This is a genomic window from Gordonia sp. DT219 (assembly GCF_049847065.1).
Lineage (GTDB): Bacteria > Actinomycetota > Actinomycetes > Mycobacteriales > Mycobacteriaceae > Gordonia.
Map to the genome: position 1 here is coordinate 36,056 of NZ_JBNCNR010000011.1, position 24,819 is coordinate 60,874.

General features: G+C 66.0%; 19 protein-coding genes. 16 read left to right on the forward strand and 3 right to left on the reverse strand.

Features of this window, described 5'->3' with window-relative positions:
- Nucleotide 1: 1 nt before the first annotated feature.
- The 13 genes from ACPXB3_RS14185 to ACPXB3_RS14245 all read left to right on the forward strand — a co-directional run bounded on the left by ACPXB3_RS14185 (nucleotide 2) and on the right by ACPXB3_RS14245 (nucleotide 18,739).
- Complete coding sequence (locus tag ACPXB3_RS14185) at nucleotides 2-874, forward strand: MlaE family ABC transporter permease (RefSeq protein WP_425704910.1); 873 nt, start codon at nucleotides 2-4, stop codon at nucleotides 872-874.
- Between the two features lie 3 nt (nucleotides 875-877).
- Nucleotides 878-2,209, forward strand: coding sequence for an MCE family protein (locus tag ACPXB3_RS14190; protein WP_425728000.1), 1,332 nt, complete (start codon nucleotides 878-880; stop codon nucleotides 2,207-2,209).
- A complete protein-coding gene (locus tag ACPXB3_RS14195) occupies nucleotides 2,206-3,288 on the forward strand; it encodes an MCE family protein (protein ID WP_425704908.1) in 1,083 nt (360 codons plus the stop codon). Before ACPXB3_RS14190 ends, ACPXB3_RS14195 begins: the two co-directional genes overlap by 4 nt.
- 7 nt (nucleotides 3,289-3,295) lie before the next feature.
- Nucleotides 3,296-4,414, forward strand: coding sequence for an MCE family protein (locus ACPXB3_RS14200; protein ID WP_425704907.1), 1,119 nt, complete (start codon nucleotides 3,296-3,298; stop codon nucleotides 4,412-4,414).
- Complete coding sequence (locus ACPXB3_RS14205; protein ID WP_425704906.1) at nucleotides 4,414-5,769, forward strand: MCE family protein; 1,356 nt, start codon at nucleotides 4,414-4,416, stop codon at nucleotides 5,767-5,769. The genes ACPXB3_RS14200 and ACPXB3_RS14205 overlap by 1 nt, the downstream gene beginning before the upstream one ends.
- A 1-nt stretch (nucleotide 5,770) precedes the next feature.
- Entirely contained in the window at nucleotides 5,771-7,039 is a 1,269-nt protein-coding gene (locus tag ACPXB3_RS14210) for an MCE family protein (protein ID WP_425704905.1), read from the forward strand.
- A complete protein-coding gene (locus tag ACPXB3_RS14215) occupies nucleotides 7,036-8,319 on the forward strand; it encodes an MCE family protein (protein WP_425704904.1) in 1,284 nt (427 codons plus the stop codon). Before ACPXB3_RS14210 ends, ACPXB3_RS14215 begins: the two co-directional genes overlap by 4 nt.
- Before the next feature lie 105 nt (nucleotides 8,320-8,424).
- Nucleotides 8,425-9,189 carry a hypothetical protein gene (locus ACPXB3_RS14220; protein WP_425704903.1) on the forward strand — a complete coding sequence of 255 codons (765 nt, stop codon included), beginning with the start codon at nucleotides 8,425-8,427 and terminating at the stop codon, nucleotides 9,187-9,189.
- Nucleotides 9,189-10,304, forward strand: a complete 1,116-nt coding sequence (locus tag ACPXB3_RS14225; RefSeq protein ID WP_425728002.1) for a hypothetical protein — start codon at nucleotides 9,189-9,191, stop codon at nucleotides 10,302-10,304. The genes ACPXB3_RS14220 and ACPXB3_RS14225 overlap by 1 nt, the downstream gene beginning before the upstream one ends.
- 164 nt (nucleotides 10,305-10,468) lie before the next feature.
- Nucleotides 10,469-10,612 carry a hypothetical protein gene (locus ACPXB3_RS14230; RefSeq protein ID WP_425728004.1) on the forward strand — a complete coding sequence of 48 codons (144 nt, stop codon included), beginning with the start codon at nucleotides 10,469-10,471 and terminating at the stop codon, nucleotides 10,610-10,612.
- Nucleotides 10,609-10,803 (forward strand): hypothetical protein, encoded by a 195-nt coding sequence (locus ACPXB3_RS14235; RefSeq protein WP_425728006.1) that lies wholly within the window; start codon nucleotides 10,609-10,611, stop codon nucleotides 10,801-10,803. Before ACPXB3_RS14230 ends, ACPXB3_RS14235 begins: the two co-directional genes overlap by 4 nt.
- A gap of 443 nt (nucleotides 10,804-11,246) precedes the next feature.
- Complete coding sequence (locus tag ACPXB3_RS14240; RefSeq protein WP_425704900.1) at nucleotides 11,247-14,744, forward strand: DNA-directed RNA polymerase subunit beta; 3,498 nt, start codon at nucleotides 11,247-11,249, stop codon at nucleotides 14,742-14,744.
- A gap of 35 nt (nucleotides 14,745-14,779) precedes the next feature.
- Complete coding sequence (locus ACPXB3_RS14245) at nucleotides 14,780-18,739, forward strand: DNA-directed RNA polymerase subunit beta' (RefSeq protein WP_425728008.1); 3,960 nt, start codon at nucleotides 14,780-14,782, stop codon at nucleotides 18,737-18,739.
- A gap of 70 nt (nucleotides 18,740-18,809) precedes the next feature.
- Here ACPXB3_RS14245 and ACPXB3_RS14250 read toward each other — a convergent pair whose 3' ends face one another.
- The 3 genes from ACPXB3_RS14250 to ACPXB3_RS14260 form a co-directional block, all read right to left on the reverse strand.
- Nucleotides 18,810-19,184 carry a VOC family protein gene (locus ACPXB3_RS14250; protein WP_425704898.1) on the reverse strand — a complete coding sequence of 125 codons (375 nt, stop codon included), beginning with the start codon at nucleotides 19,182-19,184 and terminating at the stop codon, nucleotides 18,810-18,812.
- Nucleotides 19,185-19,277: 93 nt separating this feature from the next.
- Entirely contained in the window at nucleotides 19,278-20,012 is a 735-nt protein-coding gene (locus ACPXB3_RS14255) for a DUF5134 domain-containing protein (RefSeq protein WP_425728010.1), read from the reverse strand.
- Nucleotides 20,009-21,469, reverse strand: coding sequence for a PepSY-associated TM helix domain-containing protein (locus ACPXB3_RS14260; RefSeq protein WP_425728012.1), 1,461 nt, complete (start codon nucleotides 21,467-21,469; stop codon nucleotides 20,009-20,011). The genes ACPXB3_RS14255 and ACPXB3_RS14260 overlap by 4 nt, the downstream gene beginning before the upstream one ends.
- 390 nt (nucleotides 21,470-21,859) lie before the next feature.
- On the opposite strand from ACPXB3_RS14260, the gene ACPXB3_RS14265 reads away from it, so the two are divergent.
- From ACPXB3_RS14265 to ACPXB3_RS14275, 3 genes are all read left to right on the forward strand, one after another.
- Nucleotides 21,860-22,612, forward strand: coding sequence for a hypothetical protein (locus tag ACPXB3_RS14265; RefSeq protein WP_425728014.1), 753 nt, complete (start codon nucleotides 21,860-21,862; stop codon nucleotides 22,610-22,612).
- A gap of 45 nt (nucleotides 22,613-22,657) precedes the next feature.
- Nucleotides 22,658-23,722: a DNA polymerase IV gene (locus tag ACPXB3_RS14270; RefSeq protein ID WP_425728016.1), complete on the forward strand. Its 1,065-nt coding sequence runs from the start codon at nucleotides 22,658-22,660 to the stop codon at nucleotides 23,720-23,722.
- A gap of 104 nt (nucleotides 23,723-23,826) precedes the next feature.
- Nucleotides 23,827-24,813, forward strand: a complete 987-nt coding sequence (locus tag ACPXB3_RS14275; RefSeq protein WP_425728017.1) for an esterase/lipase family protein — start codon at nucleotides 23,827-23,829, stop codon at nucleotides 24,811-24,813.
- Nucleotides 24,814-24,819: the final 6 nt, after the last annotated feature.

A 24,819-nucleotide genomic window follows, 5' to 3' on the forward strand; every position in this document is an offset into this window, starting at 1 on the left:
CGTGACCGGTGGTGTGACGATCGCGAAGAGCCGCCCGGAGTACTACCTCTACGAGGCGCGCAAACTGGCCGGCAAGCCGTTGAAGGTTCTCGACGGTGCCGGCGAGCAGATGTCCTTCTACGGCCGCGCCCTGGCGTGGATTCCGAAGACGCTGGTGCATTACACCCGCGAGGTGCTGCGCCTGCTGGCCGAGGTGGCATTCGGTACCGGCGGTCTCGCGGTGATCGCGGGCACGGTCGGCGTCATGGTGCTGATGTCGGGGTTCACCGGCGTCGTCGTCGGTCTGCAGGGCTACTCGGCTCTCGACCAGATCGGGTCGCAGGCGCTGACCGGCTTCCTCTCGGCCTACGTCAACACCCGTGAGGTCGCGCCACTGGTGGCCGGGCTGGCGCTGTCGGCGACGGTCGGCTGCGGTTTCACCGCCCAGCTCGGTGCCATGCGGATCTCGGAGGAGATCGACGCGCTCGAGTCGATGGCCGTGCCGTCGATCCCGTTCCTGGTGTCGACGCGTGTGATTGCCGGATTCATCGCGGTCATCCCGCTCTACGTGCTCGGGCTGCTCGCGTCGTATCTCGCCTCACGTGAGATCACGGTCATCTTCAACGGCCAGTCCGCGGGCAACTATGACCACTACTTCAATCTCTTCTTGCCACCTGCCGATGTGTTGTGGTCGTTCGGCAAGGTGCTGATATTCGCCTTCGTGATCATCCTCGTGCACTGCTACTACGGCTACTACGCCAGCGGCGGCCCCGCCGGTGTGGGCGTGGCAGTCGGTCACGCCGTACGTGCCGCGCTGGTGCTGATCGCAGTGCTCGACTTCTTTCTCGGGCTGGCGATCTGGGGAACCACCACGACCGTCAGAGTGGGAGGCTGATCGATGGGCACCGTTGTGCGCCGCAGACTGCTCGGCGTCGCCTTCCTGGTTGTCGTCGCGCTGTTCTTCACGGTGACGATCATGAAGTTCAACAAGACGTTCACCGACTTCACGACCGTCACCCTCACCACCGACGCCGTCGGAAACGCGTTGCCGGCGAACGCCGACGTCAAGGCGCGCGGCGTCGTCGTCGGCGAGGTCCGCGGTGTCGAACCGGCATCGGACGGCACCGTCAACGTCGAATTGGGACTCAACCCCGACATGGCCTCCCAGATCCCGCAGTCGACCACCGCGCGCATCCTGCCGAAGACCCTCTTCGGTGAGCGCTACGTCGATCTGCAGGTGCCGACCACGGGTGGGCAGGGACTGGAGAACGGTGACGTCATCAAGACCGACAACAGCGGCAATGCCAAAGAGCTGCAACAGCTCTTCGACAAGCTGCTGCCGGTGCTCGACGCCATCCCGCCGCAGGATCTCAACGTGACGCTCACCTCGCTGTCGAATGCGCTGCAGGGACGCGGTGAAGAACTCGGCGACACCCTCGAGAACCTCAACAAGGTCTTCGTCGGCGTCAACGGTGTGCTGCCCGATCTGCAGGGCACGCTGCGCGGCCTCGCGAGCTTCTCGCAGACCTACTCCCAGGCGTTGCCCGACGTCATCGACGCGCTCGACAACTTCCGGACCACCTCGAACACGATCGTGCAGCGACAAGGCGATCTGCGGACCCTGATCTCGACCCTCGGGGTGGCCGCGACCGACACCACCGGATGGTTGCAGCGCAACGGCAACAACCTCGTCGACCTGGTCGTCGACTCGGAGCAACTGGTGACCGGTCTGGCCAAGCAGTCACCGACCTTCAGGTGCACCTTCCACAACTTCGCGACGATCCTCCCGGAATCCCGCAAGATCGTCGGTGCGGGCACCCAGAATCCTGGTGTGCGAGTCAACCTGCAGTTCGTGAACCCGCGTGGGCGCTACCTGCCCAACCAGGACGAGCCGCGGTTCTTCGACACAGATCCGCCTGCGGTCTGCTACGAACCCGCGACCAACGGGCGCCCGTTCCCGCAGTACCCCGGTGGCGGTCTCGCCGACGGCTCCTACCAGCCGCCCTCGCGTAACCCCGGTCCCCGGAATGTGCAGACGCTGCCGCAGCCGCAGTTCACCACCACCCCGGTCGGTGTCATCAAGTCCTCGCCGTTCGACGATCCGGCGTTCCGGACGCAGTTGAAGATGATCTACGGCTCGGCGGATGGGACCCGGCCGGCCGACGTGCCGACCTGGGTCACGATGATCGGTGGGCCGGCCCTGGCCGGCGCGGAGGTGCACATCAAGTGAAATCCATGGTGGGACCACTGATCAAACTGATCGTGTTCGCAGTGGTGACGGTGGTTGCGACGAGCTTGCTGGCGTTGACGATCGCCAACTCCGGCGGCGACGGCAACAGCAAGTACGGGGCCGTGTTCGACGATGCCGCGTTGCTCAACAAGGGCGACGACGTCCGGATCGCCGGCGTGCGTGTCGGGCAGGTCACCGACGTGGCCGTGTACGACCAGAACAAGGCGATGGTGAAGTTCAACATCGACCGGTCGTCGTTGCCGCAGGGCGCGCAGCTCTACATCCGGTACCGCAACCTCACCGGTCTTCGGTATCTGGCCGTCGAGCGCGGAGCCGGTGACCAGGACACGTCGGTGTCGCCGGGGTTCACCTTCGGCACCGACCCGAACGTCCGGGACACCCATCCGGCGGTGAATCTGACCGAGTTGTTCAACGGCTTCAAACCGCTGTTCCGGCAACTCTCGGCCGCCGACGTCAACACGCTCTCCGACCAGATCATCAAGATCTTCCAAGGGGAGAGCGGCGACATGTCGTCGCTGATCTCCAGCACCTCGTCGCTGACGAACTCGCTGGCCGACCGGGACAAGGTCATCGGTGAACTGATCACCAACCTGACCTCGGTGCTCGACACCGTCAACAAGAACGACGAGCACTTCAAGTCGCTGCTCGATAACACCGAGCAACTGGTGACCGGGCTTGCCGCACAACGTGGTTCGGTGGGATCGGCGATCACGTCGGTATCGCACCTGACCACGGTGACCGGGTCGATCCTGTCGCAGACGCGACCGTCGATCCAGGGTGACATCGCCGGGCTGAAGTCGCTGGCCGATCAGGTCAACGCCCGCAGCTCCGACGTCAACGACATCCTGAACAACCTGCCGGTGAAACTGCAGAAGATCGGCCGGGCGGCGACGTTCGGCTCGTGGTTCCAGTTCTACATGTGCGGCATCGACGTCGTCGCGGGCAACGGCAAGTCCACGCTGCTGACCCAGCCGATCGTGCCGCTGCCCGATATCAATCACGTGCTCTACACCAGCGCGGCGACCCGCTGCTGGAAGAACAACAGGCCCGGGGGGTGATGACAAGATGACCGACAGCGAGAACACACAACGCGGCGACGCCGCACAGACCACGTCCTCGACGGGCGCGGCCGGTGATTCGACGCCGAAACCGTCGCATCCGCATCGCCGCTTCGGTGGCCGGCGCAGTCCGGTGTCGATCGGGGGGATCGGCATCCTGATCGTGTTGATGGTCGCGATATCCGCGTTCTATCTCACGTCTCTGCCGCTGGTCGGCCAGCAGGCGACCTACCATGCGAAGTTCACCGAGGCCGCCGGACTCAAGTCCGGTAACGAGGTGCGCGTGGCCGGTGTCAAGGTGGGCGAGGTGAACGACGTGACACTCGACGGCGACCGCGTCGACGTCAAGTTCCGCGTGTCGAACACGTGGATCGGTAACCAGACGCAGGCCTCGATCCAGATCAAGACGGTGCTGGGGCAGAAGTATCTGAGCCTCAACCCCCGGGGCAGTGAAGCCGCCGATCCCGACGTGCCGCTGACCGACACGGTCTCGCCGTACGACGTCATCGAGGCGTTCTCGGACGCGTCCAATCAGATCCAGGACCTCGACACCACGCAGCTGGCCACGTCGATGCAGTCGCTGTCGGAGGCCTTCTCCGGTACGGCGGGCGACATGGGGCCGGCGCTCGACGGCATCGCGCGGCTGTCGAACACCATCGCCAGCCGTGACCAGCAGGTGCAGAAGCTGCTGCAGGCCACCAAGGACACCTCCAAGATCCTCGCCGACCGGAATCAGACGTTCGTGAAGCTGATCGCGGGGGCCGGGCAGCTGCTCGACGAGCTCAACAACCGGCAGAAGGACATCTCGGCACTGCTGGCGACGACGACGACCCTGTCGAACGCGCTGACGGGCATCGTCCACGACAACGAGGCGCAGATCGGCCCCGCGCTCGATTCCCTCAAGGGTGTCAATGACCTGCTCAAGAAGCAGAATGCCAATCTGCGGGCGACGATCACCAACATGGCGCCGTTCTACCGGCTCTACGCCAACGTGCTCGGCAACGGCCGCTGGTTCGAGTCGGTGGTGACCAACCTGCTGCCGCCTGCGCTGCCGCAGCAGAACACCACCCGCCCGCCGAACAAGCAGGCAAATCAGAACAACGGCGGAACGGGGGCCACCGGATGATGTCCACCGCACCGGATCTGTCGAGGACCTCCGGTCCCGGACGCTGGTTCACCCCGCGTCACATCGTCTACATCGTGTTCGGCGTGATCATCGCCCTCATCGTGGCGGGCGTCCTGTGGTGGGCGTTCTCCTCGGTGGGCACCACCAAGGTGACCGCGACGTTCCACCGCACCGTCGGCATCTATGAGGGCTCGGAGGTGCGAGTCCTCGGTGTCCCCGTCGGCAAGGTGGATACGGTCGAGGCGTCCGGTGATTCGGTCAAGGTGACCATGACCGTCGATCGTGGCGTCAAGTTGCCTGCCGATGTGAAGGCCGTCCAGGTGATCCCGTCGGTCGTCGCCGACCGCTTCGTGCAGCTGACGCCGGCGTACTCCGGTGGCCCGCAGGCAGGCAAAGACGTCACCTTGGGGTTGAACCAGACGATGGTCCCGGTCGAGATCGACCAGGTCTACCAGAGTGTGCAGAAGCTGTCGGAGGCGCTCGGGCCCAACGGTGCCAACAAGAACGGCGCGGTCAGCAACCTCATCACCACCGGTGCGAACAACCTCGGTGGCAACGGTGAGAAGCTCGGCGCGGCGATCGAGAACCTCTCGAAGGCCAGCACGACGCTGAGCGACTCGCATGGCAACTTGTTCGACACCGTCAAGAACCTGAACACGTTCGTCGGGGCGCTGCGCGAGAACGACACGCAGGTGCGCCAGTTCAACACCCAGATGGCCGATTTCAACAGCTTCCTCGCCGGCGAACGCCAGCAGCTCGGGACAGCACTGAACCGGCTGTCGATCGCGCTCGGCGACGTCGCCGGATTCGTCCAGGACAACCGCGAGCAGATCGGACAGACGCTCAAGGATCTGGAGCCGACCACGCAGGCCCTGCTCGATACCAAGACGTCGCTGAAGGAGGTGCTGACGGTGCTGCCGCTGACGATCAACAACCTGATCAACGCCTACGACGCCGAGTCCGGCACACTCGCGATGCGGCTGGACATCCCCGACCTGCAGAACCTGCTCGCCCCGGCGTGCAAGTTCCTCGACCTGGGCCAGTTGGTACCCGGCAACCCGGCCGCCAAGCAGTTCAGCGACACCCTCGCACCGATCATCAACCAGTGCGTGAACATCGCGACCCAGGTCAACGACAAGGTGCTGACGCCGATCCTGCCGGTGCTGCCGTTCGGCATCATGAGCAACAACAAGCTGCAGCAGTACCCGGTCCCGGGCACCGTTCCCGGCACCCCGGATCCGAATCTGAGTCCGGGACCGGCGAGCACCGGCCGCGCACCGGCGGCGGCAACTCCGCGTCCGTCGGCGAGCCGCCCGGCCTCGACAACGGCCCGACCAGGAACGGGAGGCCACTGACATGGCGCTCTTGCGAATCCGTGGGCGGCTGGTGGCCGCACTGCTGAGTCTGGCGACCGTGGTCCTCGTCGCCGGCTGTGGGAGCAACGGCATCCAGTCGATCCCACTGCCCGGCGGGGTGGACGTCGGGGACAACCCGCGGACCTACACGATCCAGTTCAGCAACATCCTGGATCTGGTGACCCAGTCGGCGGTGAAGCAGAACGGCGTCGCCGTCGGCCGCGTCACCAAGGTCGAGGTACCCGACAACGAGTGGTATGCGCTCGTCACCATCAAGGTGAAGAACGAGATCGACCTCTCCGATCAGGCCCGTGCCGCCGTACAGCAGACCAGCCTGCTCGGTGAGAAGTTCGTCGCGCTCGACGACCCGGCGCCGGCCAACGCGGCGCGTCAGGCTCAGGGCCAGCCGATCCCCATGGATCGGACCCGGACAGCGACCGATATCGAGCAGGTGCTCGGTGCATTGTCGATGCTGCTCAACGGCGGCGGCATCAACCAGCTGCAGCCGATCGTGACCGAGCTCAACAAGGCATTCGATGGTCGTGCCGACAATGTGAAGAGCCTGTTGCACAATGCGTCGTCGCTGATTGCCGGGTTGAACCGGCAGCGTGACGACATCATCTCCGCAATCGACGGACTCAACACGCTGTCGTCGCGTGCCAATGCGCAGACCGATCAGATCAATCGCATCCTGCAGGAGTTGCCCGCGGGTGTGGCGGTGCTCGAGGAGCAGCGTCCGCAGTTCGTGGACCTGCTGACCAAGCTCGACAAGCTCGGGCAGGTCGGTACCAACGTGCTGGGCCGGGCTCGCGACTCGATGATCACCGACCTCAAGGCGTTGCGCCCGGTGCTGACCGAATTGTCCAAGGCCGCACCGGATCTCATCACCGCGGCACCGTTGATGCTGACGCATCCGTTCCCGGATTCGCTGCTCCCCGCGGTGCAGGGTGACTCGACCAACCTGTTCATGACGCTGGACCTGCGCACGCTGAACCAGCTCGAGGCGCTCGGTGTGGGCCAGGGCAATCCGGTGTACTCGCCGCCGAAGCGGCACAACGTGGCGGTCAATTCGGCCAACCCGTATTACAAGGGCAACGGTCCGCGGTACGGGTGGCCGACGATCACGCTGCTGCCGCCGAACCGCAATTCGCGGCCCGGTCCGAACACCCCACCGTCGGGTGGGACCTATCCGGCCAGCTTTGCGCCGGTTCCGGGGCACGGGCAGGGTGTGCTCGACGGCACGCTCGCACAGATGGGGATGGGCGCATGATCAGCAAGATCGCCAAGATCCAGTTGGTGGTGTTCGTCGTCGTCGGCATCGTCGCGATCGTCTACGTCGGCGCGAAGTATGCACGGCTGGACAAACTCGTCGGCATCGGCAACTACACGGTGACCGCTCAGATGAAGCAGTCCGGTGGCATCTTCACCAACGCCGAGGTCACCTACATGGGCGTACCGGTGGGCCGCGTCGGAGCGATGACGCTGACCCACGACGGGGTGAACGTGAAGCTCGATCTCAACTCGGGCGGTCCCCAGATTCCGGCATCGTCGAAGGCGGTGGTGGCCGAGCGGTCGGCGATCGGTGAGCAGTACTTGGATCTCCAGCCGTCCGGGTCGACGTCGGGACCGTTTCTGGCGGACGGGTCGACGATCGAGCCGGAGAACGTGTCGGTGCCCGCGCCGCTCGAGGACGTGGTCGCCTCGGCGATCGACTTGACGAACTCGATCCCCGTCAACGATCTGCACACGGTGATCACCGAACTCGGTAAGGCGTTCAACGGACAGGGCGACAACCTCACCAGGCTCGTCGATTCGCTGAACACCTTGTCGAAGGCCGGGGCCGACAATCTGCCGGAGACGATCTCGCTGATCCAGAACTCCAACGTGGTGTTGTCGACGCAGGCCGACCAGTCCGACGCGATCCTGACGTGGTCGCACAACCTCAACCTGATCACCGCGACGCTCGCGTCGGCGGACCCGGATGTGCGCCGCCTGCTCACCACGGGCACGGCGTCGGCGACGCAGTTGTCGGCGCTGATCCAGAAGAACGGCAACGATCTCGGGAAGGTCGTCGGTGATCTCGCCGAGGTGTCGCGGACCATCCAGCCGGCGACGTTCATGACGTCCGGGACGTTCGCGATGCTCTCGGCGTTGTCGGCGGGCAGTCACACCCCGGCGCCCGGGGACGGTCAGATCCACTTCGGCATCGTGCTCGAGATGAACAACCCCGCCACATGTACCAAGGGGTATGAGAGCACCTACAAGATGATCGACGACATCAAGAAGAAGGACCCCACGTTCGACATCCGCTACGACGACTTCCCGTTCAACAAGAGCGCCTCGTGTGATGTCCCGTTCGGCAATCCGACGGGCGTGCGCAGTGCCGATCGGACCGAATACGCCAACCCCGACACCCCGCAACCCTGGGACAACACGCCCAAGAAAGACCCCGACAAGCTGAACCTCAATCCGCTTGCCACCCAGCTGGGCTACCTGCTCGGTGTGCGGCCGGTGAACCCGGGCGGATTCGGTTACGGCGTCGGCCAGTGACGAAAGCCACTGCATGACGGGCGCCCTGCGACCCGTCCGACACGCAAGTTCGAGAAGAAGGAGCGATTGGCAACCTCTCAGGTCCAATCGTTACAGTGACGCGCGATGACCACAAAGAGTGACCCGAAGCGGTCCAGTACGCCCCAGAAGGCCGACAAGACAGCCAAGGGGGCGAAGGTGCAGCAGGGCGAGAACGCCCGGACGGGCAAGACCCGGACGGGCAAGACGCCGACCGGCAAGGCGGACTCCGGTGGTGATCGCCCATCGCCCACGGGCTCGGCTGTGGTCCGCAACATCGCCGGGGTGGTGGCGATCGTCGCCCTGGTCGCTGCGATCGCCTGCGTGGGCTGGTTCGGATACCGGGCCTACGAGGTCTATGCCGTGACGCAGCCCACCCAGCAGTCACGTGATGACGCCACGGGTGCCGCCGAGCAGGCGATGCTCAACGTCACCACGATCGATCCGAAGAAGATGGACACCTTCAACCAGCGGCTGCAGAGCAGCTTCGCCGGCGACGCGCTCGATCAGGTGCGCCAGCAGGTGGTGGCCACGCTGAATCCGCAGCTGCAGAAGGCCGGTGCGGAGGTCGGGTCGACGACCTCACGGGTGGTGCGGTCCGCGCCGACCGAGGTGAATCGCGACGAGGGCACCGCACAGGTGCTCGTCTACCTCGCAGTGAGCGGCCAGACGCCCGGACAGGCGACCGAGACACCCCACACGATGGGATTCCTGGTGGGCATGCAGAAGTTCGGCGACACCTGGAAGGCGGTGAAGGTGAGCCCGCTCGACGGCATCTCCTACGCCGACGACGGGTCCGCAGGAAACGGCCAGCAGCCTGCCCCGACCGACGCCCCGGCAGGTGGTAACTGATGGCACGCACCCCACGCGATCCCCGGCCCGGATACCGGCCCAAGGTCGCCGGATCGCGCCGATCTGCTGACGACACGGCCGAATCGGTGACGCCGGAGCCGGCTCCGAACGAGGAGCCCACGGTCGGCGAGACGGCCGCACCAGAGACGGCCGCACCAGAGACGGACACCGTGGAGACGACTGCAGCGGAGGCCGCGGTTGCCGAGCCGGGCGCTGCCGAGCCCGTCGAGAACACCTCTTGGTCGTCGGAAGAAGCTGCGACGGAAGAGGTTTCGCCCGAGTCCGGCACCGGTGAGTCCGGCACCGGCAAGTCCGGCGCCGATGCGGACGAGGCCGACGCCGTCGAATCCGATGTCGTCGAATCCGATGCCGTCGAATCCGATGTCGAGGGTGCGACGATCTCCCTGACCAAGCAGACCTCCGATGCCGCGGAGCCCGAACGCCCCGCGGGTAAGACCCGGCCGGTGTCGCGGGTGTCGACGATCAAGCCGCAGCCCGCCGCTGCCAAGCGGGGAAAGACCCAGCGCGGCAAGGGAACCGGATTCTCGGGGCCGGGTCGTGACAAGGCGGCGGCCAAGGACAGGGCAGCGCGCAATCGGGCCCGGCGTGGCTGGTTTCCCGGTCTTGTGATCGCGATCGTCGCCGGGGCGGCGGTGGTGCTCGGCGTCGTCGCGCTGGTCCTCGGTCTGCATCCGGGGGCGAGTGTCAGTGCGAACAAGGCATTTGTCGACCAGAAGGCGACCACCGATCTCACCTCGCAGGCGCAGTCCAAGTTCTGCACGGTCCAGGCGGCCCGCAGCAAGGACTTCGACAAGTGGGTCGCGTCGGCGCGCGCGGCACTGACAGGGGAGGCACTCACCCAGTTCAACCAGGGTGTGCCGACCATCAAGGAGCAGTTCGGCCAGCAAGACGTCACCAACGACTGCAAGGTCGACGCGGTGGGCGTCCGGGATCTCTCCGGCAGCTCCGATGGGTCCACCGCACAGGTGGTGTTGAACTTCGTCGCGTCGGGAACCGCGAACGGGACCCCGACCCAGAGCGTCATCGGGCGCTACCAGCTCGGCCTGGTCAAGCACGGCGATCAGTGGGTCATCGAGAGCTACGGCGACATCTGACGCCTCGAACCCCGGAAAGTTGTCGGATGGTCCGCTGAGCGGATCATCCGACAACTTTTGTGGCCTACGGAACCTCGTCTACCGGGCGTCGGGTCATCCGAAGACGCTGCGCACGCGGATGCGGGTGGCCGTGGCCGCGGTCGGACCGCGCGCAGTGCTGTCCGATGTTGCACGACGCCGACCTGCACGACGCCGACGGGCTGCCCGTGACCTCGGTGGCGCTGACGGTGCTCGACGCTGCCGACGGCGTCGGCGCCCGAGTCGTCGACAACGCGCTGCCGACTTCGTCTTCGACGCAGAGAAGGTGATAGTCGAGTTCGACGGCTTCGCGTTCCATCGCGCCGCGGTGACGTTCCGGCGGGACCGCACGAAGCGGAACAGGTGGATCGCGGCCGGCTACACGACGCTCAACTACACGTGGTCCGACGTCACCGGGTCTCCGGAGCGCGTCGCCGGCCAGGTCCGGGCAGCCCTCGTGGCGGAACAGGTTGCCCGATGAGTCGCCTCGCGGACCATCGGGCAACCTCTACGCGCGATGTCGGCAAATCGGCCAGGACTGGTCGGCGGGGCAAAAGCGACGAGTTCTTCGGCAAATCAGCGCGTAGCGCTTGACGTGACGGCGTCGGGGGGCCAATCTGTCACCAGCGAATTGCGCGCACGGCAGCCACGCGGCGTGTTCTCGCTTCCCGGCGTTGGTGTCGGCGGTGTGTCCCCTCGAGCGGCAGGCTCGGGCATCGGTGATCGCCGCTTGACACAGCGTGTTGTTTTCCTGCTATAGTTGGACGTTGCGCTGGCTGCCTCCTGTCCATCTATCGATCCTCCTTCCGCCCACCTTGTGTGAGCTGCGGTGATCGCCGATCCAGGTTTGTCACCAGCGAACGGCCCAATCAGCCACGCCACACAACGCACGGCATTGAACACATCGTGTTGGAAGGACGCACCTTGGCAGTCGACCGCCAGTCCACCTCAACAACCATCCCCGGCGCACCACATCGCGCCTCGTTCGCCAAGATCGGCGAACCCTTGGAGGTACCGGGCCTCCTCGACATCCAACTCGACTCCTTCGAATGGCTCGTCGGGTCGCCCGAATGGCGCGCGAAGGCCATCTCCCGCGGAGACGAGAACCCGTCCGGAGGCCTCGGCGACATCCTGCACGAGCTCTCGCCGATCGAGGATTTCTCGGGTTCGATGTCGCTGTCCTTCTCCGACCCGCACTTCGACGAGGTCAAGGCCTCTGTCGAGGAGTGCAAGGACAAGGACATGACGTATGCGGCCCCGCTGTTCGTCACCGCCGAGTTCATCAACAACAACACCGGCGAGATCAAGTCGCAGACCGTGTTCATGGGCGACTTCCCGATCATGACCGACAAGGGCAGCTTCATCATCAACGGCACCGAGCGTGTCGTGGTGTCGCAGCTGGTCCGTAGTCCGGGCGTGTACTTCGACTCGTCCATCGACAAGACCACCGAGAAGACCCTGCACACCGTCAAGGTCATCCCGAGCCGTGGCGCGTGGCTGGAATTCGACGTCGACAAGCGTGACACCGTCGGCGTGCGTATCGACCGCAAGCGCCGTCAGCCGGTCACCGTGCTGCTCAAGGCGCTCGGGTGGACGACCGAGGAGATCGCCGAGCGTTTCGGGTTCTCCGAGATCATGATGTCCACCCTGGAGAAGGACAACGCCGCCAACCAGGACGAGGCGCTGCTCGAGGTCTACCGCAAGCTGCGTCCGGGCGAGCCGCCGACCAAGGAGTCCGCGGAGAACCTCCTGGAGAACCTGTTCTTCAAGGACAAGCGCTACGACCTCGCCCGCGTCGGCCGGTACAAGATCAACAAGAAGCTCGGTCTGACGGAGAACCCGATGACCGGCGAGTCGGTGCTGACCCGCGAGGACATCGCCGCAACCGTCGAGTACCTGGTGCGTCTGCACGAGTCCGACCCGCACACCGTGACCTTCGCCAAGGTCGCCGGCCCGGCCGGGCTCGACGTGCCGATCGAGGTCGACGACATCGATCACTTCGGCAACCGTCGTCTGCGTACCGTGGGCGAGTTGATCCAGAACCAGATCCGCGTGGGCCTCTCGCGTATGGAGCGCGTCGTGCGTGAGCGCATGACGACCCAGGACGTCGAGGCGATCACCCCGCAGACCCTGATCAACATCCGTCCGGTCGTGGCGGCGATCAAGGAGTTCTTCGGAACCAGCCAGCTCTCGCAGTTCATGGATCAGAACAACCCGCTGTCGGGTCTGACCCACAAGCGTCGCCTGTCGGCGCTGGGCCCGGGCGGTCTGTCCCGTGAGCGTGCGGGCCTCGAGGTGCGCGACGTGCACCCGAGCCATTACGGCCGCATGTGTCCGATCGAGACCCCGGAAGGCCCGAACATCGGCCTCATCGGATCGCTGTCGGTGTACGCGCGGGTCAATCCGTTCGGCTTCATCGAGACCCCGTACCGCAAGGTCGTCGAGGGCGTCGTCAGCGACACCATCGAGTACATGACCGCTGATGAGGAGGATCGTTACCTCATCGGGCAGGCCAACACCACCTACGACGCGAACGGCAACATCACCGACGAGCGCGTCCTGGTCCGCAAGAAGGGCTCCGAGGTGGAGTTCGTCGACGCGGCACAGGTCGAGTACCTCGACGTCTCGCCGCGCCAGATGGTGTCGGTCGCGACCGCGATGATCCCGTTCCTCGAGCACGACGACGCCAACCGCGCCCTGATGGGTGCGAACATGCAGCGTCAGGCCGTGCCGCTGGTGCGTAACGAGTCGCCGCTGGTCGGCACCGGTATGGAGCTGCGTGCTGCCGTCGACGCCGGCGACGTCATCATCTCCGCGAAGACCGGCGTCGTCGAGGAGGTCTCGGCCGACTACATCACCGTGATGGCCGACGACGGCACCCGCGACACCTACCGGATGCGCAAGTTCGCGCGCTCGAACCACGGCACGTGCGCCAACCAGCGCCCCATCGTGGACGAGAGCCAGCGGGTCGAGGCCGGTCAGGTCCTCGCCGACGGGCCCTGCACCGAGAACGGTGAGATGGCCCTGGGCAAGAACCTGCTCGTGGCGATCATGCCGTGGGAGGGTCACAACTACGAGGACGCGATCATCCTGAGCCAGCGGCTCGTGGAGGAGGACGTGCTCACCTCGATCCACATCGAGGAGCACGAGATCGATGCCCGCGACACCAAACTCGGTGCCGAGGAGATCACTCGTGACATCCCCAACGTGTCCGATGAGGTGCTCGCCGATCTCGACGAGCGCGGCATCGTGCGCATCGGTGCCGAGGTTCGGGACGGCGACGTCCTGGTCGGCAAGGTCACCCCGAAGGGCGAGACCGAACTGACCCCGGAGGAGCGCCTGCTGCGCGCGATCTTCGGCGAGAAGGCGCGCGAGGTGCGCGACACCTCGCTGAAGGTGCCGCACGGTGAGACCGGCAAGGTCATCGGTGTGCGCGTGTTCAGCCGTGACGACGACGACGATCTGCCGCCCGGCGTCAACGAGCTGGTCCGCGTGTACGTGGCGCAGAAGCGCAAGATCCAGGACGGCGACAAGCTCGCCGGCCGCCACGGCAACAAGGGCGTCATCGGCAAGATCCTGCCCGCCGAGGACATGCCCTTCCTGCCCGACGGCACCCCCGTCGACATCATCCTGAACACGCACGGTGTGCCGCGTCGTATGAACATCGGCCAGATCCTGGAGACCCACCTCGGGTGGATCGCCAAGGCCGGCTGGAACATCGACGTCGCCACCGGGGTGCCGGATTGGGCGTCGAAGCTGCCCGAGGACATGTACTCGTCGGCCCCCGACACCAACACCGCCACCCCGGTGTTCGACGGTGCCCGCGAGGAGGAGCTGACAGGGCTGTTGTCCTCGACGCTGCCCAACCGTGATGGCGAGGTGATGGTCAACGGCGACGGCAAGGCGATGCTGTTCGACGGTCGCTCCGGCGAGCCGTTCCCGTATCCCGTCGCGGTCGGCTACATGTACATCATCAAGCTGCACCACCTCGTCGACGACAAGATCCACGCACGCTCGACCGGTCCGTACTCGATGATCACCCAGCAGCCGCTCGGCGGTAAGGCCCAGTTCGGTGGCCAGCGCTTCGGTGAGATGGAGTGCTGGGCGATGCAGGCCTACGGCGCCGCCTACACCCTGCAGGAGCTGCTGACGATCAAGTCCGACGACGTGGTCGGCCGCGTGAAGGTGTACGAGGCGATCGTCAAGGGCGAGAACATCCCCGAGCCCGGCATCCCCGAGTCGTTCAAGGTGCTCCTCAAGGAGCTCCAGTCGTTGTGCCTCAACGTCGAGGTGCTCTCGAGTGACGGCGCCGCGATCGAGATGGCCGACTCCGACGACGAGGATCTCGAGCGCGCCGCGGCGAACCTGGGTATCAACCTGTCGCGCAACGAATCCGCCACCGTCGACGATCTCGCCAACTGATTCTCACCGACGAACAAGAGCTCGAAAGGTAACAAGTGCTCGACGTCAACTACTTCGACGAACTGAAGATCGGCCTGGCCACGGCCGATGACATCCACAACTGGTCGTACGGTGAGGTCAAGAAGCCGGAGACCATCAACTACCGCACGCTCAAGCCCGAGAAGGACGGCCTGTTCTGCGAGAAGATCTTCGGACCGACTCGCGACTGGGAGTGCTACTGCGGCAAGTACAAGCGCGTGCGTTTCAAGGGCATCATCTGTGAGCGTTGCGGGGTCGAGGTCACCAAGGCCAAGGTCCGCCGCGAGCGGATGGGCCACATCGAGCTGGCCGCACCGGTCACCCACATCTGGTACTTCAAGGGTGTGCCGAGCCGGCTGGGCTACCTGCTCGACCTGGCGCCGAAGGATCTCGAGAAGATCATCTACTTCGCCGCCTACGTGATCACCGCCGTCGACGACGAACTGCGCCACAACGAGCTGTCCACGCTCGAGGCGGAGATCGAGGTCGAGAAGAAGGGTGTCGCCGATCAGCGCGACGCCGATCTCAACGAGCGTCAGCAGAAGCTCGAGGCCGATCTCGCCGAGTTGGAGGCCGAGGGCGCCAAGTCCGACGTGCGCCGCAAGGTACGCGACGGTGCCGAGCGCGAGATGCGTCGCATGCGTGACGCGGTTCAGCGTGAGCTCGATGGCCTCGAGGAGCTGTGGGACAAGTTCGTCAAACTTGCTCCCGGCGATCTGATCATCGACGAGAAGCTCTACCACCAGCTGCAGGATCGCTACGGTGAGTACTTCACCGGCGCCATGGGTGCCGAGGCGATCAAGAAGCTGCTCGAGACCTTCGACATCGATGCCGAGGCCGAGTCGCTGCGCGAGACCATCCGCAGCGGCAAGGGCCAGAAGAAGCTGCGTGCGCTCAAGCGACTCAAGGTCGTCGCCGCGTTCCAGCAGTCGGGTAACTCGCCGCTGGGCATGGTGCTCGATGCCGTGCCGGTGATCCCGCCGGAGCTACGTCCGATGGTGCAGCTCGACGGTGGCCGCTTCGCGACCTCCGACCTCAACGATCTGTACCGCCGCGTCATCAACCGCAACAATCGCCTCAAGCGACTGATCGACCTCGGTGCCCCCGAGATCATCGTCAACAACGAGAAGCGGATGCTGCAGGAGTCGGTCGACGCACTGTTCGACAACGGTCGCCGCGGCCGTCCGGTCACCGGACCGGGTAACCGCCCGCTGAAGTCGCTGAGCGATCTGCTCAAGGGCAAGCAGGGCCGGTTCCGTCAGAACCTGCTCGGCAAGCGTGTCGACTACTCGGGCCGTTCGGTCATCGTGGTCGGTCCGCAGCTGAAGCTGCACCAGTGCGGTCTGCCCAAGCTGATGGCACTCGAGCTGTTCAAGCCGTTCGTGATGAAGCGTCTGGTCGATCTCAATCAGGCCCAGAACATCAAGAGCGCCAAGCGCATGGTCGAGCGTCAGCGTCCGGCCGTGTGGGACGTCCTCGAAGAGGTCATCGCCGAGCATCCGGTTCTGCTGAACCGTGCGCCGACGCTGCACCGCCTCGGTATCCAGGCCTTCGAGCCGCAGCTGGTGGAAGGCAAGGCCATCCAGCTGCACCCGTTGGTGTGTGAGGCGTTCAACGCCGACTTCGACGGTGACCAGATGGCCGTGCACCTGCCCCTGAGTGCGGAGGCGCAGTCCGAGGCACGCATTCTCATGCTGTCGTCGAACAACATCCTGTCGCCGGCCTCGGGTCGTCCGCTGGCCATGCCCCGTCTGGACATGGTGACCGGCCTGTACTACCTGACCACCCTCAAGGAGGGTGTGGCAGGGGAGTACCGGGCCGCCACCGACGACAGCCCCGAGGAAGGGGTGTACTCCACCCCGGCCGAGGCCATCATGGCTGTCGACCGCGGTGCGCTCACCGTGCAGTCGCGGATCAAGGTGCGGCTGACCGATCAGCGTCCGCCCGCCGACGTCGAGGCTGCCGAGTTCCCCGACGGCTGGCGCTTCGGGCAGCCGTGGACCACGGTGACCACCCTGGGCCGCGTGCTGTTCAACGAGCTGTTGCCGGCCGAGTACGCCTTCGTCGACGAGCAGATGCCGAAGAAGCGTCAGGCCGCGATCATCAACGATCTCGCCGAGCGTTATCCGATGATCGTCGTCGCGCAGACCGTCGACAAGCTCAAGGATGTGGGCTTCTACTGGGCCACCCGTTCGGGTGTCACCGTGTCGATGGCCGACGTGCTGGTGCCGCCGCAGAAGGCCGAGATCCTCGAGCGTTACGAGGAGCGTGCCGACGGGCTGGAGCGCAAGTTCCAGCGCGGTGCCCTGACCCCGGACGAGCGGCGTGAAGCGCTGGTCGAGATCTGGAAGCAGGCCACCGAAGAGGTCGGTAAGGCCATGGAGGACTACTACCCCGACGACAACCCGATCGCGATGATCCCGAAGTCGGGTGCGACCGGAAACATGACCCAGGTCCGTAACCTCTCGGGCATGAAGGGTCTGGTGACCAACCCGAAGGGTGAGTTCATCCCGCGCCCGATCAAGTCCTCGTTCCGTGAGGGCCTGACCGTCGCGGAGTACTTCATCAACACCCACGGTGCCCGAAAGGGTCTGGCCGACACCGCACTTCGCACCGCCGACTCGGGTTACCTGACCCGTCGTCTGGTGGACGTCAGCCAGGATGTCATCGTCCGCGAGACCGACTGTGCCACCGAGCGTGGCATCGTCGTGCAGCTCGGTGAGCTGCAGGCCGACGGCTCGATCATCCGGGACGCGCATGTCGAGACCTCGGCGTACGCGCGCACCCTGGCCGCCGACGCCCTCGACACCGACGGCAACGTCGTCGTCGAGCGCGGACACGACCTGGGCGACCCGGCGATCGAGGCCCTGCTGGCGGCCGGCATCACACAGGTCAAGGTCCGTTCGGTCCTGACCTGCGGGACCGGCACCGGGGTCTGCGCGATGTGCTACGGACGGTCGATGGCCACCGGCAAGCTCGTCGACATCGGCGAGGCGGTCGGCATCATCGCCGCCCAGTCGATCGGTGAGCCCGGTACCCAGCTGACCATGCGTACCTTCCACCAGGGTGGCGTCGGTGACGACATCACCGGTGGTCTGCCGCGTGTGCAGGAGCTCTTCGAGGCGCGCGTGCCCAAGGGTGTCGCGCCGATCGCGGAGGTCTCCGGCCGGACCCGTCTCGAGGACGACGACCGCTTCTACAAGATCACGATCATCCCCGATGACGGATCGGAAGAGGTTGTCTACGACAAGATCTCGAAGCGTCAGCGTCTGCGTGTGTTCAAGCACGAGGACGGCTCCGAGCGTCTGCTCGCCGACGGCGACCACGTCGAGGTCGGCCAGCAGCTCATGGAGGGTTCGGCGAACCCGCACGAGGTGCTGCGTGTGATGGGCCCGCGTCAGGTGCAGGTGCACCTGGTCAACGAGGTCCAGGAGGTCTACCGCAGCCAGGGTGTGTCGATCCACGACAAGCACATCGAGACCATCGTGCGTCAGATGCTGCGTCGCGTGACGATCATCGACTCGGGTTCGACGGAGTTCCTGCCCGGTTCGCTCACCGAGCGGGCCGAGTTCGAGGCCGCCAACCGTCGCGTCGTGACCGAGGGCGGCGAGCCCGCGGCCGGTCGTCCGGTGCTCATGGGTATCACCAAGGCATCGCTGGCCACCGACTCGTGGCTGTCGGCGGCGTCGTTCCAGGAGACCACGCGTGTCCTGACCGATGCGGCCATCAACAGCCGCAGCGACAAGCTGATCGGTCTCAAGGAGAACGTGATCATCGGTAAGCTGATCCCGGCCGGTACCGGCATCAACCGGTACCGCAACATCCAGGTTCAGCCGACCGAGGAGGCGCGCGCCGCGGCCTACGCGATGCCCGCCTACGACGACACCTACTACAGCCCGGACGGCACCTTCGGTGCACCGGCCGGCGCTGCGGTGCCGCTCGACGATTACGGCTTCTCCAGCGGCGACTACCGGTAGTCACCACAGCCGAAAGACCAACGGCCCCCGCACCTCTCGGTGCGGGGGCCGTTGTCGTAGGAGCCTGGTGCTACTGTTCGTGGCGGTACGGCAGGTACTGGACATTCCAGTGGTTGCCGTCGGGATCGTCGAAGTAGACGAAGTGACCCCACGGCTGGATGTCGATGTCGGAGACGTCGATGCCGGCGTCCTGCAGCTGCCGGTGGGCGGCCTCGATGTCGGAGACGCACAGCATCAGCGTGCCTGCGCTGGGTGGGGTGCCCTCGATGAGGCCTTTGCCGAATGCGATCGAGCATCTCGATCCCGGTGGCGTCATCTGCACGAAGCGGACGTCGTCCGACGGGGACTGATCGTGGTCGGGGTGGAAGCCGACGCGCGTGTAGAACTCCTTGGCGCGGTCGACGTCGGTGACGGGCAGAAATGCGACTTCCAGTGTCCAGTCCATGGTGTCCAGCCTCTCGGTTCGGTGTCCGCATCCGGGCTCGTATCGCTCGAATGGGCCCAGACTCCCAGGTATTGCGGACAACTCCGGTCCGGTTCAGCTCACCATGACGCCGAACATGATGGCCATACCGACGGCCATGAAGACCTGGCACAGGTCGCCGGCGAAGGTCATCAGGTCCGCCGACGACGCGCCGGCGGCGCGACGCCGAACGAAGTACAGATAGAGCCAGACGAAGGCGGCGATCGCGAAGCCGATGGCGAGGACCCAGTTGATCGGTGCCACGTAGGCGGGCTGTGCGGTGTGGTGATGCATGTCCATGCCGGGCATGTCCATCCCCGGCATCCCCGGCATGTCGCCCATATCCGAGTGGTCGTGGGCCAGCACCGTCGTCGACGTCGGCCCGATGGCGAGCGAGAGCGCTTGCGGGGCATCGCTTCCCGGCAGCAGGCTGCCGTTCATCAACGCATACATCCAGGCCATCGCGCCCATCATCGCGGCGTGATAGACCGCGGCGAGCCGACCCCACCCCGTCGTCGTCGGCGGCACACAACCGCAGTCGTCGGCCGGGCGCAGGGACTGGCGCAATGCCAGGGTGAGCAGGAACCACACCGCCGCCGCGATGAAGAACACCATCGGTCCGACGGTCGGCCAGTCCGCACTGAACGGCCACGCCATCACCGCCATCGCCACCGACATCACCAGATGCAGGACGTGCCCGACGATGGCCTGCCAAGGCATCGGGCGGACGACGATCAGATAGACGCACTGTGCGGCGGCCAGCGCGAAGAGCACGGTGACCACCCACCGCAGGACGATGTCGTCGATCATCGACCAACCTCGGTGCCCGCGGCTTCGGGGGCGGCCGGCTGCCTGCGTACCGCGATCATGCCGCGGGCGGTGTCGACGAGCACGAACAGCGCCAACGGGATTCCGAACCAGGGCAGGAACCAGCCGAGAATCGCGGCGACGACCACCACGCCCACCGCCTCGGCCGGGCGCAGGCTGCCCAATGCGCCTCGCCGCGGGGCGCGCGGCAGGTGGCGGTCGTCCCTGGTGGGCCGACGGCGCCACCACATCAGGTAGCCGCGCACGATGACGCTGACGAGTCCGATACCCAACAGCACCAGCGCGATCTGGTTGATGATGCCGAACAGACCCATGTGCGCGCTGATGGCCCACTTGGTCAGCTTCGCCATGAGCGGCCACTGCGCGAAGTCGACGCGGTCGGTGACGGCGAAGGTCGTCGGGTCGACGGCGATGGAGTCGTAGTGGCTCGGGTAGCCGCGCGCATTCTCCGCGACCGTCCACGCCGATCCCCGCTCGGTCGGCGGCGTGATGTTCATCGGAGCGACCAGTCCGGCCCGTTGGGCGGTCTCGTACACGCGGGTGAAGTCGTTGTTGCCGATCGTGGGCGCCGTCGGCGATGAGGAGGGCGGCACGGAGGGCGCTGTCGGCAGTGTGCTGGGCGCTGTCGTCGACACCGACCGCTCCGTCCACGACATGTCGCTGCGCAGATCACCGATGTGGCCACCGGCATACCGCGACCAGCTCAGACCCGACGCCGACAACCCGATCAGGCCGATGATGATCCAGACCCCGACGGCTCCGTGCCAGCTCAGGGTGCGGCCCCGGCGCGGCGCGTTGCGGTCGGGGGTCAGCAGGCGGCGCAGTTTGTGGGTGCGTCGGCGGTGCCCGATCCACAGCGCCAGGCCGCCGAGGGCCACCACCCAGAGCCAGCTCGCGCCGATCTCGCTGTAGTTCCGGCCGACGTCGCCGAGGTGCAGATTGCGATGCAGGTCGTCGAACCATGCGCGTACCGGCAGCCATTCACCCGAGGTGTTGAGCGCGCCGCGGACGTCGCCGGTGTACGGGTCGACGAATACGGTCCGGCTGCGACCGGCGGGCACGTCGGCCGCGGAGAGGAGCACCCGCGTCGTCTCCCCGGCACGTGGGGCCGGCGTGACCGACGTGATCGTGCCCTCCGGGTGGGCCCGGCGGGCCGCGGCGACCTGCTCGGACATCGGGAGTTCGGCGGTGCCGACGTGGTCGACGGTCAGTTCGTGGGCATACACGGCACGGTCGAGCTGCGGGATCAGCGCGTAGAGCGTGCCGGTGATCGCCGCGACCAGCAGAAACGGGCCGATCAGGATGCCGGCGTAAAAGTGCCACCGCAGCAGGAACGGTCGCCAGCGGTCCGCCGCGCCGCCCGTGCTGGTGGGCGCAGACGACGGGTCTGTGCGGGCCGTCGGCCGAGGAGGGACGCCGGCGGGCTGTGTGGTCACCACGTGTGAAGTCCTGCTTTCGGCTGGCGGGCAATCAGAGGGTCGAGACCCCGGTGCGTGTCAACGGTTCCGGTGCATTCGGGAACAGAGGTCGCGTCCGACCGGTGATTGGTTCCCGACAATATCTGTGTCGTGCGTCACCAGAGATCGGGCGGGGCCCTCGGTGACGGCGCGCGTCGTCATGCACTCTCGCCCAGTCGAACTTCGTCAGCCTGAATATCGTTCGCCCAGTGCGGCTTTCATCGACGAGGATTTCGGAGAACGTGGGTGACTTCGCCTGGACAGCTCGCGCGATGTGGTCTAAGTTACTCCTCAGTACCGAAAATACTCTTGGGTAACCCGACGATGGGGGATCTCGTCGGATCACAACCCGAAACGGTGGGGGGCACGAGCATGTTTGATTATGCGGAATGCGAAACACGTACTAGTCGAAGGTTTCTCGGTGGAACGGCGATCCTGGAAGCGTTCGACGTCGAGGAAGTGATCGTCTTGCCCGCGCTGCGAATGCTGTTGCGCGCTGCTCACCCACACTCGGACCCGTCCGACGCGGCGCCCGGGGACGAGTTCGGCCTCGCGCCACTGGATGAGTCGGCCACCGCTGCGGTGCATTCGTCGATCGCACGTCATCTGCGTACCAGTGATGTTCTCGCGGACATGCTGCGCGAGTGCGCCGGGGACGGCGAGGCCGGCGCCTCGCTGCGCGGTGTGGCCGGCGCACTCCCGGTGCGGGCACAGGGGTTTCTGCTCTCGGATGCGAGCAGGTCCGGCCATCCCGTCCGCAGTGACCTGGTGCGACTTGCCTTTCTGCTGGTTGCCGCGCACACGTTGAGTGATCCCACGGACGTCGCCACCGCCTCGCGTTCGTTGAATCTGGTACCGCCACCCCTGCATCGTGACCGTGCCATGATGAAACAAGTTCTCGCCCAACTGGTCCCGGCATTCTCGAGCTCGCAGCGGTCCTGGTTGGAGATCACCGTCAGCAAGGCGGCGTCGTTCTTCTCGGTACCCGACGAGAAACGCCTGCCCGCCACCGGCGATTTGCGGCTGGCCGAGGGCACCTCGGATCTGACGCTGCTGCGCTACAACCGCCATTCCCTTGCGCTGGCCTGCGATCAGGCCGGGCTGAGTCTGGCGGGTTCGGTCTGAGCGAGAGCTGACCGCGGGCGCTGCGCCGGCGGTATCGTGACCGATGTGAGCGCGCCGAGGACGCAACGCTATCGGTGGCTTCTCCATATCGATCTCGACCAATTTCAGGTCGCGGTGGAGCGACTGCGCAGCCCGGAGCTCACCGGGGTGCCGGTGATCGTCGGTGGCAACGGCGATCCCGCCGAGGCGCGCAAGGTGGTCACGTGTGCGTCCTATGAGGCCCGGGCAGTGGGCGTGCGAGCCGGGATGCCGCTGCGCGCGGCGTATCGCAAGATGCCCGACGCGGTGTACCTGCCACTCGACATGGCGGCCTACGATGTGGCCTCTGCGCAGGTCATGGAAACCTTGCGGGAGTCGGGCCATCCGATCGAGGTATGGGGATGGGACGAGGCCTACGCGGGGGTGGCGACCGGGTCCGACAGCCAGATCACCGACGTCGCGAAGGGCCTGCGGGCGCAGGTGTTCGAGCGCAGCGGGCTGTCGTGCCGGGTCGGCATCAGCGACAACAAGCAACGCGCGAAGATGGCCACCGGATTTGCCAAACGCGACGAGTCGGCGGGCGGGGTGTTCCTGCTCGACGACCGTAACTGGCTCGCGCTCATGGGCGATGCTCCGACGCGCGACCTGTGGAGCGTCGGACCGCGGACCGCAGACAAACTCGCCGAGATGGGGATCGCCACCGTCAACGATCTCATCGCCACGCCCCGCGACGACCTCATCGCGAGATTCGGTCCGCATCAAGGTAATTGGCTATACGTCCTGTGTCGTGGCGGGGGCGATGCCACCATCACCGCCGAACCATTCGTGGCCAAATCCCACTCGAAGTCGCGGACCTTCGCCGCCGACCTCACCGCGATGGACGACATCAGTGCGGCGGCCGCGGCACTCACCGACGAACTTCTCACCCAGGTGGTCGCGGAAGGACGCGTGGCGTTTCGGGTGGCGGTCACCGTGCGGACCACCACCTTCTACACCCGCACCAAGTCGCGCAAGCTGCCGGCGCCGACCACCGACGCCGCGATCATCACGCCCGTCGTCGACGAATTGCTGCAGAAGTTCGAGCAGGGCCGGCCGATCCGACTGCTCGGCGTGCGCCTCGACCTCGTCTGACCCTGTTCACCCGTGCCGCTCACGCGTTACCGTGAGATGTGCCGCTCGAACGTCATCACCGCCGCCGGACTCACTTTGCGCGCTCTGGGTTACGCACCGCGACCATGGTGTTCGCCATGGTGCTCACGGTCGCGGGCGCGTTGTGGTGCAACGCCGGGACGGCACCCGCGGCACCGGCGGCATCATCCAGCCCGCCGCTGCCGGTACGCTACGACTTCCTGGCCGGAATCTCTGCCGAACTCGCCCACCCCGGCGGATCGTTGCCCGGCACCAACGACTATTCGTGCCGAGGATCGGCGGCGCATCCGCGGCCGGTGATCCTCGTCCACGGCAGTGGTGGTGGCAGACAGACGAATTGGGCCACCCTGGCGCCGGTCCTGGCCAATGCGGGCTACTGCGTATTCGCCCCGACCTACGGAGCGCTGGGCACGGTCTGGCCGGTGTCGGCGCTCGGTGGCCTCGGGCCCAAACCCGACAGTGCTTGGCAGCTCAAGGAATTCATCGACCGGGTGCGGCAGGCGACCGGCAGCGAGCAGGTCGACATCGTCGGGCATTCCCTGGGCACCGAGATCCCGACGTACTGGATGAAATACCTCGGCGGTCGCGGTCACGTCGCCCACTACGTGTCGCTGGCACCGTACTGGCGCCAAGGGCCCGACGACGACGATGTGCGCGGTGAGACCATTGCGGCATTCCGTGCGCGCCTGGGCATACCGGCGCCCACTCGCCCGGCCTGCCCCGAATGCCGGCCGGCGCCAACGGATCTCGACTTCAACCAGGCAGTGCGCCAGCCCACGCCCTATCTGCCCGGCGTCCGCTACACGAACATCGTCACCCGCCACGACGAGATCGTCACCCCGTACGACGTCGGCATCCTGGCCGGCCCGGCAGGCACGAGTACAAGCGTCACCAACATCGTTGTGCAGGACGGCTGCCCGGCCGACCACTCCGACCATCTGTCGATCGTGGCGAACCCGCGGTCCGCGGCGCTGGTGCTCAATGCCCTCGACCCCGCACACCCGCGGCCGGTCCCGTGCGTGCCGGTCTCGCCGGTGTCGCCGCTGCTCGGTCAGTTGACGTCAGTCGGGTGAGGTCGG

Excerpts from the sequence above, each read along its gene's own strand:
- ACPXB3_RS14205 (WP_425704906.1), top strand. The coding sequence starts at position 4,414 with ATGTCCACCGCACCGGATCTGTCGAGGACCTCCGGTCCCGGACGCTGG.
- ACPXB3_RS14200 (WP_425704907.1), top strand. The coding sequence starts at position 3,296 with ATGACCGACAGCGAGAACACACAACGCGGCGACGCCGCACAGACCACG.
- ACPXB3_RS14255 (WP_425728010.1), bottom strand. The coding sequence starts at position 20,012 with ATGATCGACGACATCGTCCTGCGGTGGGTGGTCACCGTGCTCTTCGCG.
- ACPXB3_RS14230 (WP_425728004.1), top strand. The coding sequence starts at position 10,469 with ATGTTGCACGACGCCGACCTGCACGACGCCGACGGGCTGCCCGTGACC.
- ACPXB3_RS14275 (WP_425728017.1), top strand. The coding sequence starts at position 23,827 with ATGGTGTTCGCCATGGTGCTCACGGTCGCGGGCGCGTTGTGGTGCAAC.
- ACPXB3_RS14215 (WP_425704904.1), top strand. The coding sequence starts at position 7,036 with ATGATCAGCAAGATCGCCAAGATCCAGTTGGTGGTGTTCGTCGTCGTC.
- ACPXB3_RS14210 (WP_425704905.1), top strand. The coding sequence starts at position 5,771 with ATGGCGCTCTTGCGAATCCGTGGGCGGCTGGTGGCCGCACTGCTGAGT.
- ACPXB3_RS14190 (WP_425728000.1), top strand. The coding sequence starts at position 878 with ATGGGCACCGTTGTGCGCCGCAGACTGCTCGGCGTCGCCTTCCTGGTT.
- ACPXB3_RS14265 (WP_425728014.1), top strand. The coding sequence starts at position 21,860 with ATGTTTGATTATGCGGAATGCGAAACACGTACTAGTCGAAGGTTTCTC.
- ACPXB3_RS14250 (WP_425704898.1), bottom strand. The coding sequence starts at position 19,184 with ATGGACTGGACACTGGAAGTCGCATTTCTGCCCGTCACCGACGTCGAC.
- ACPXB3_RS14220 (WP_425704903.1), top strand. The coding sequence starts at position 8,425 with ATGACCACAAAGAGTGACCCGAAGCGGTCCAGTACGCCCCAGAAGGCC.
- ACPXB3_RS14225 (WP_425728002.1), top strand. The coding sequence starts at position 9,189 with ATGGCACGCACCCCACGCGATCCCCGGCCCGGATACCGGCCCAAGGTC.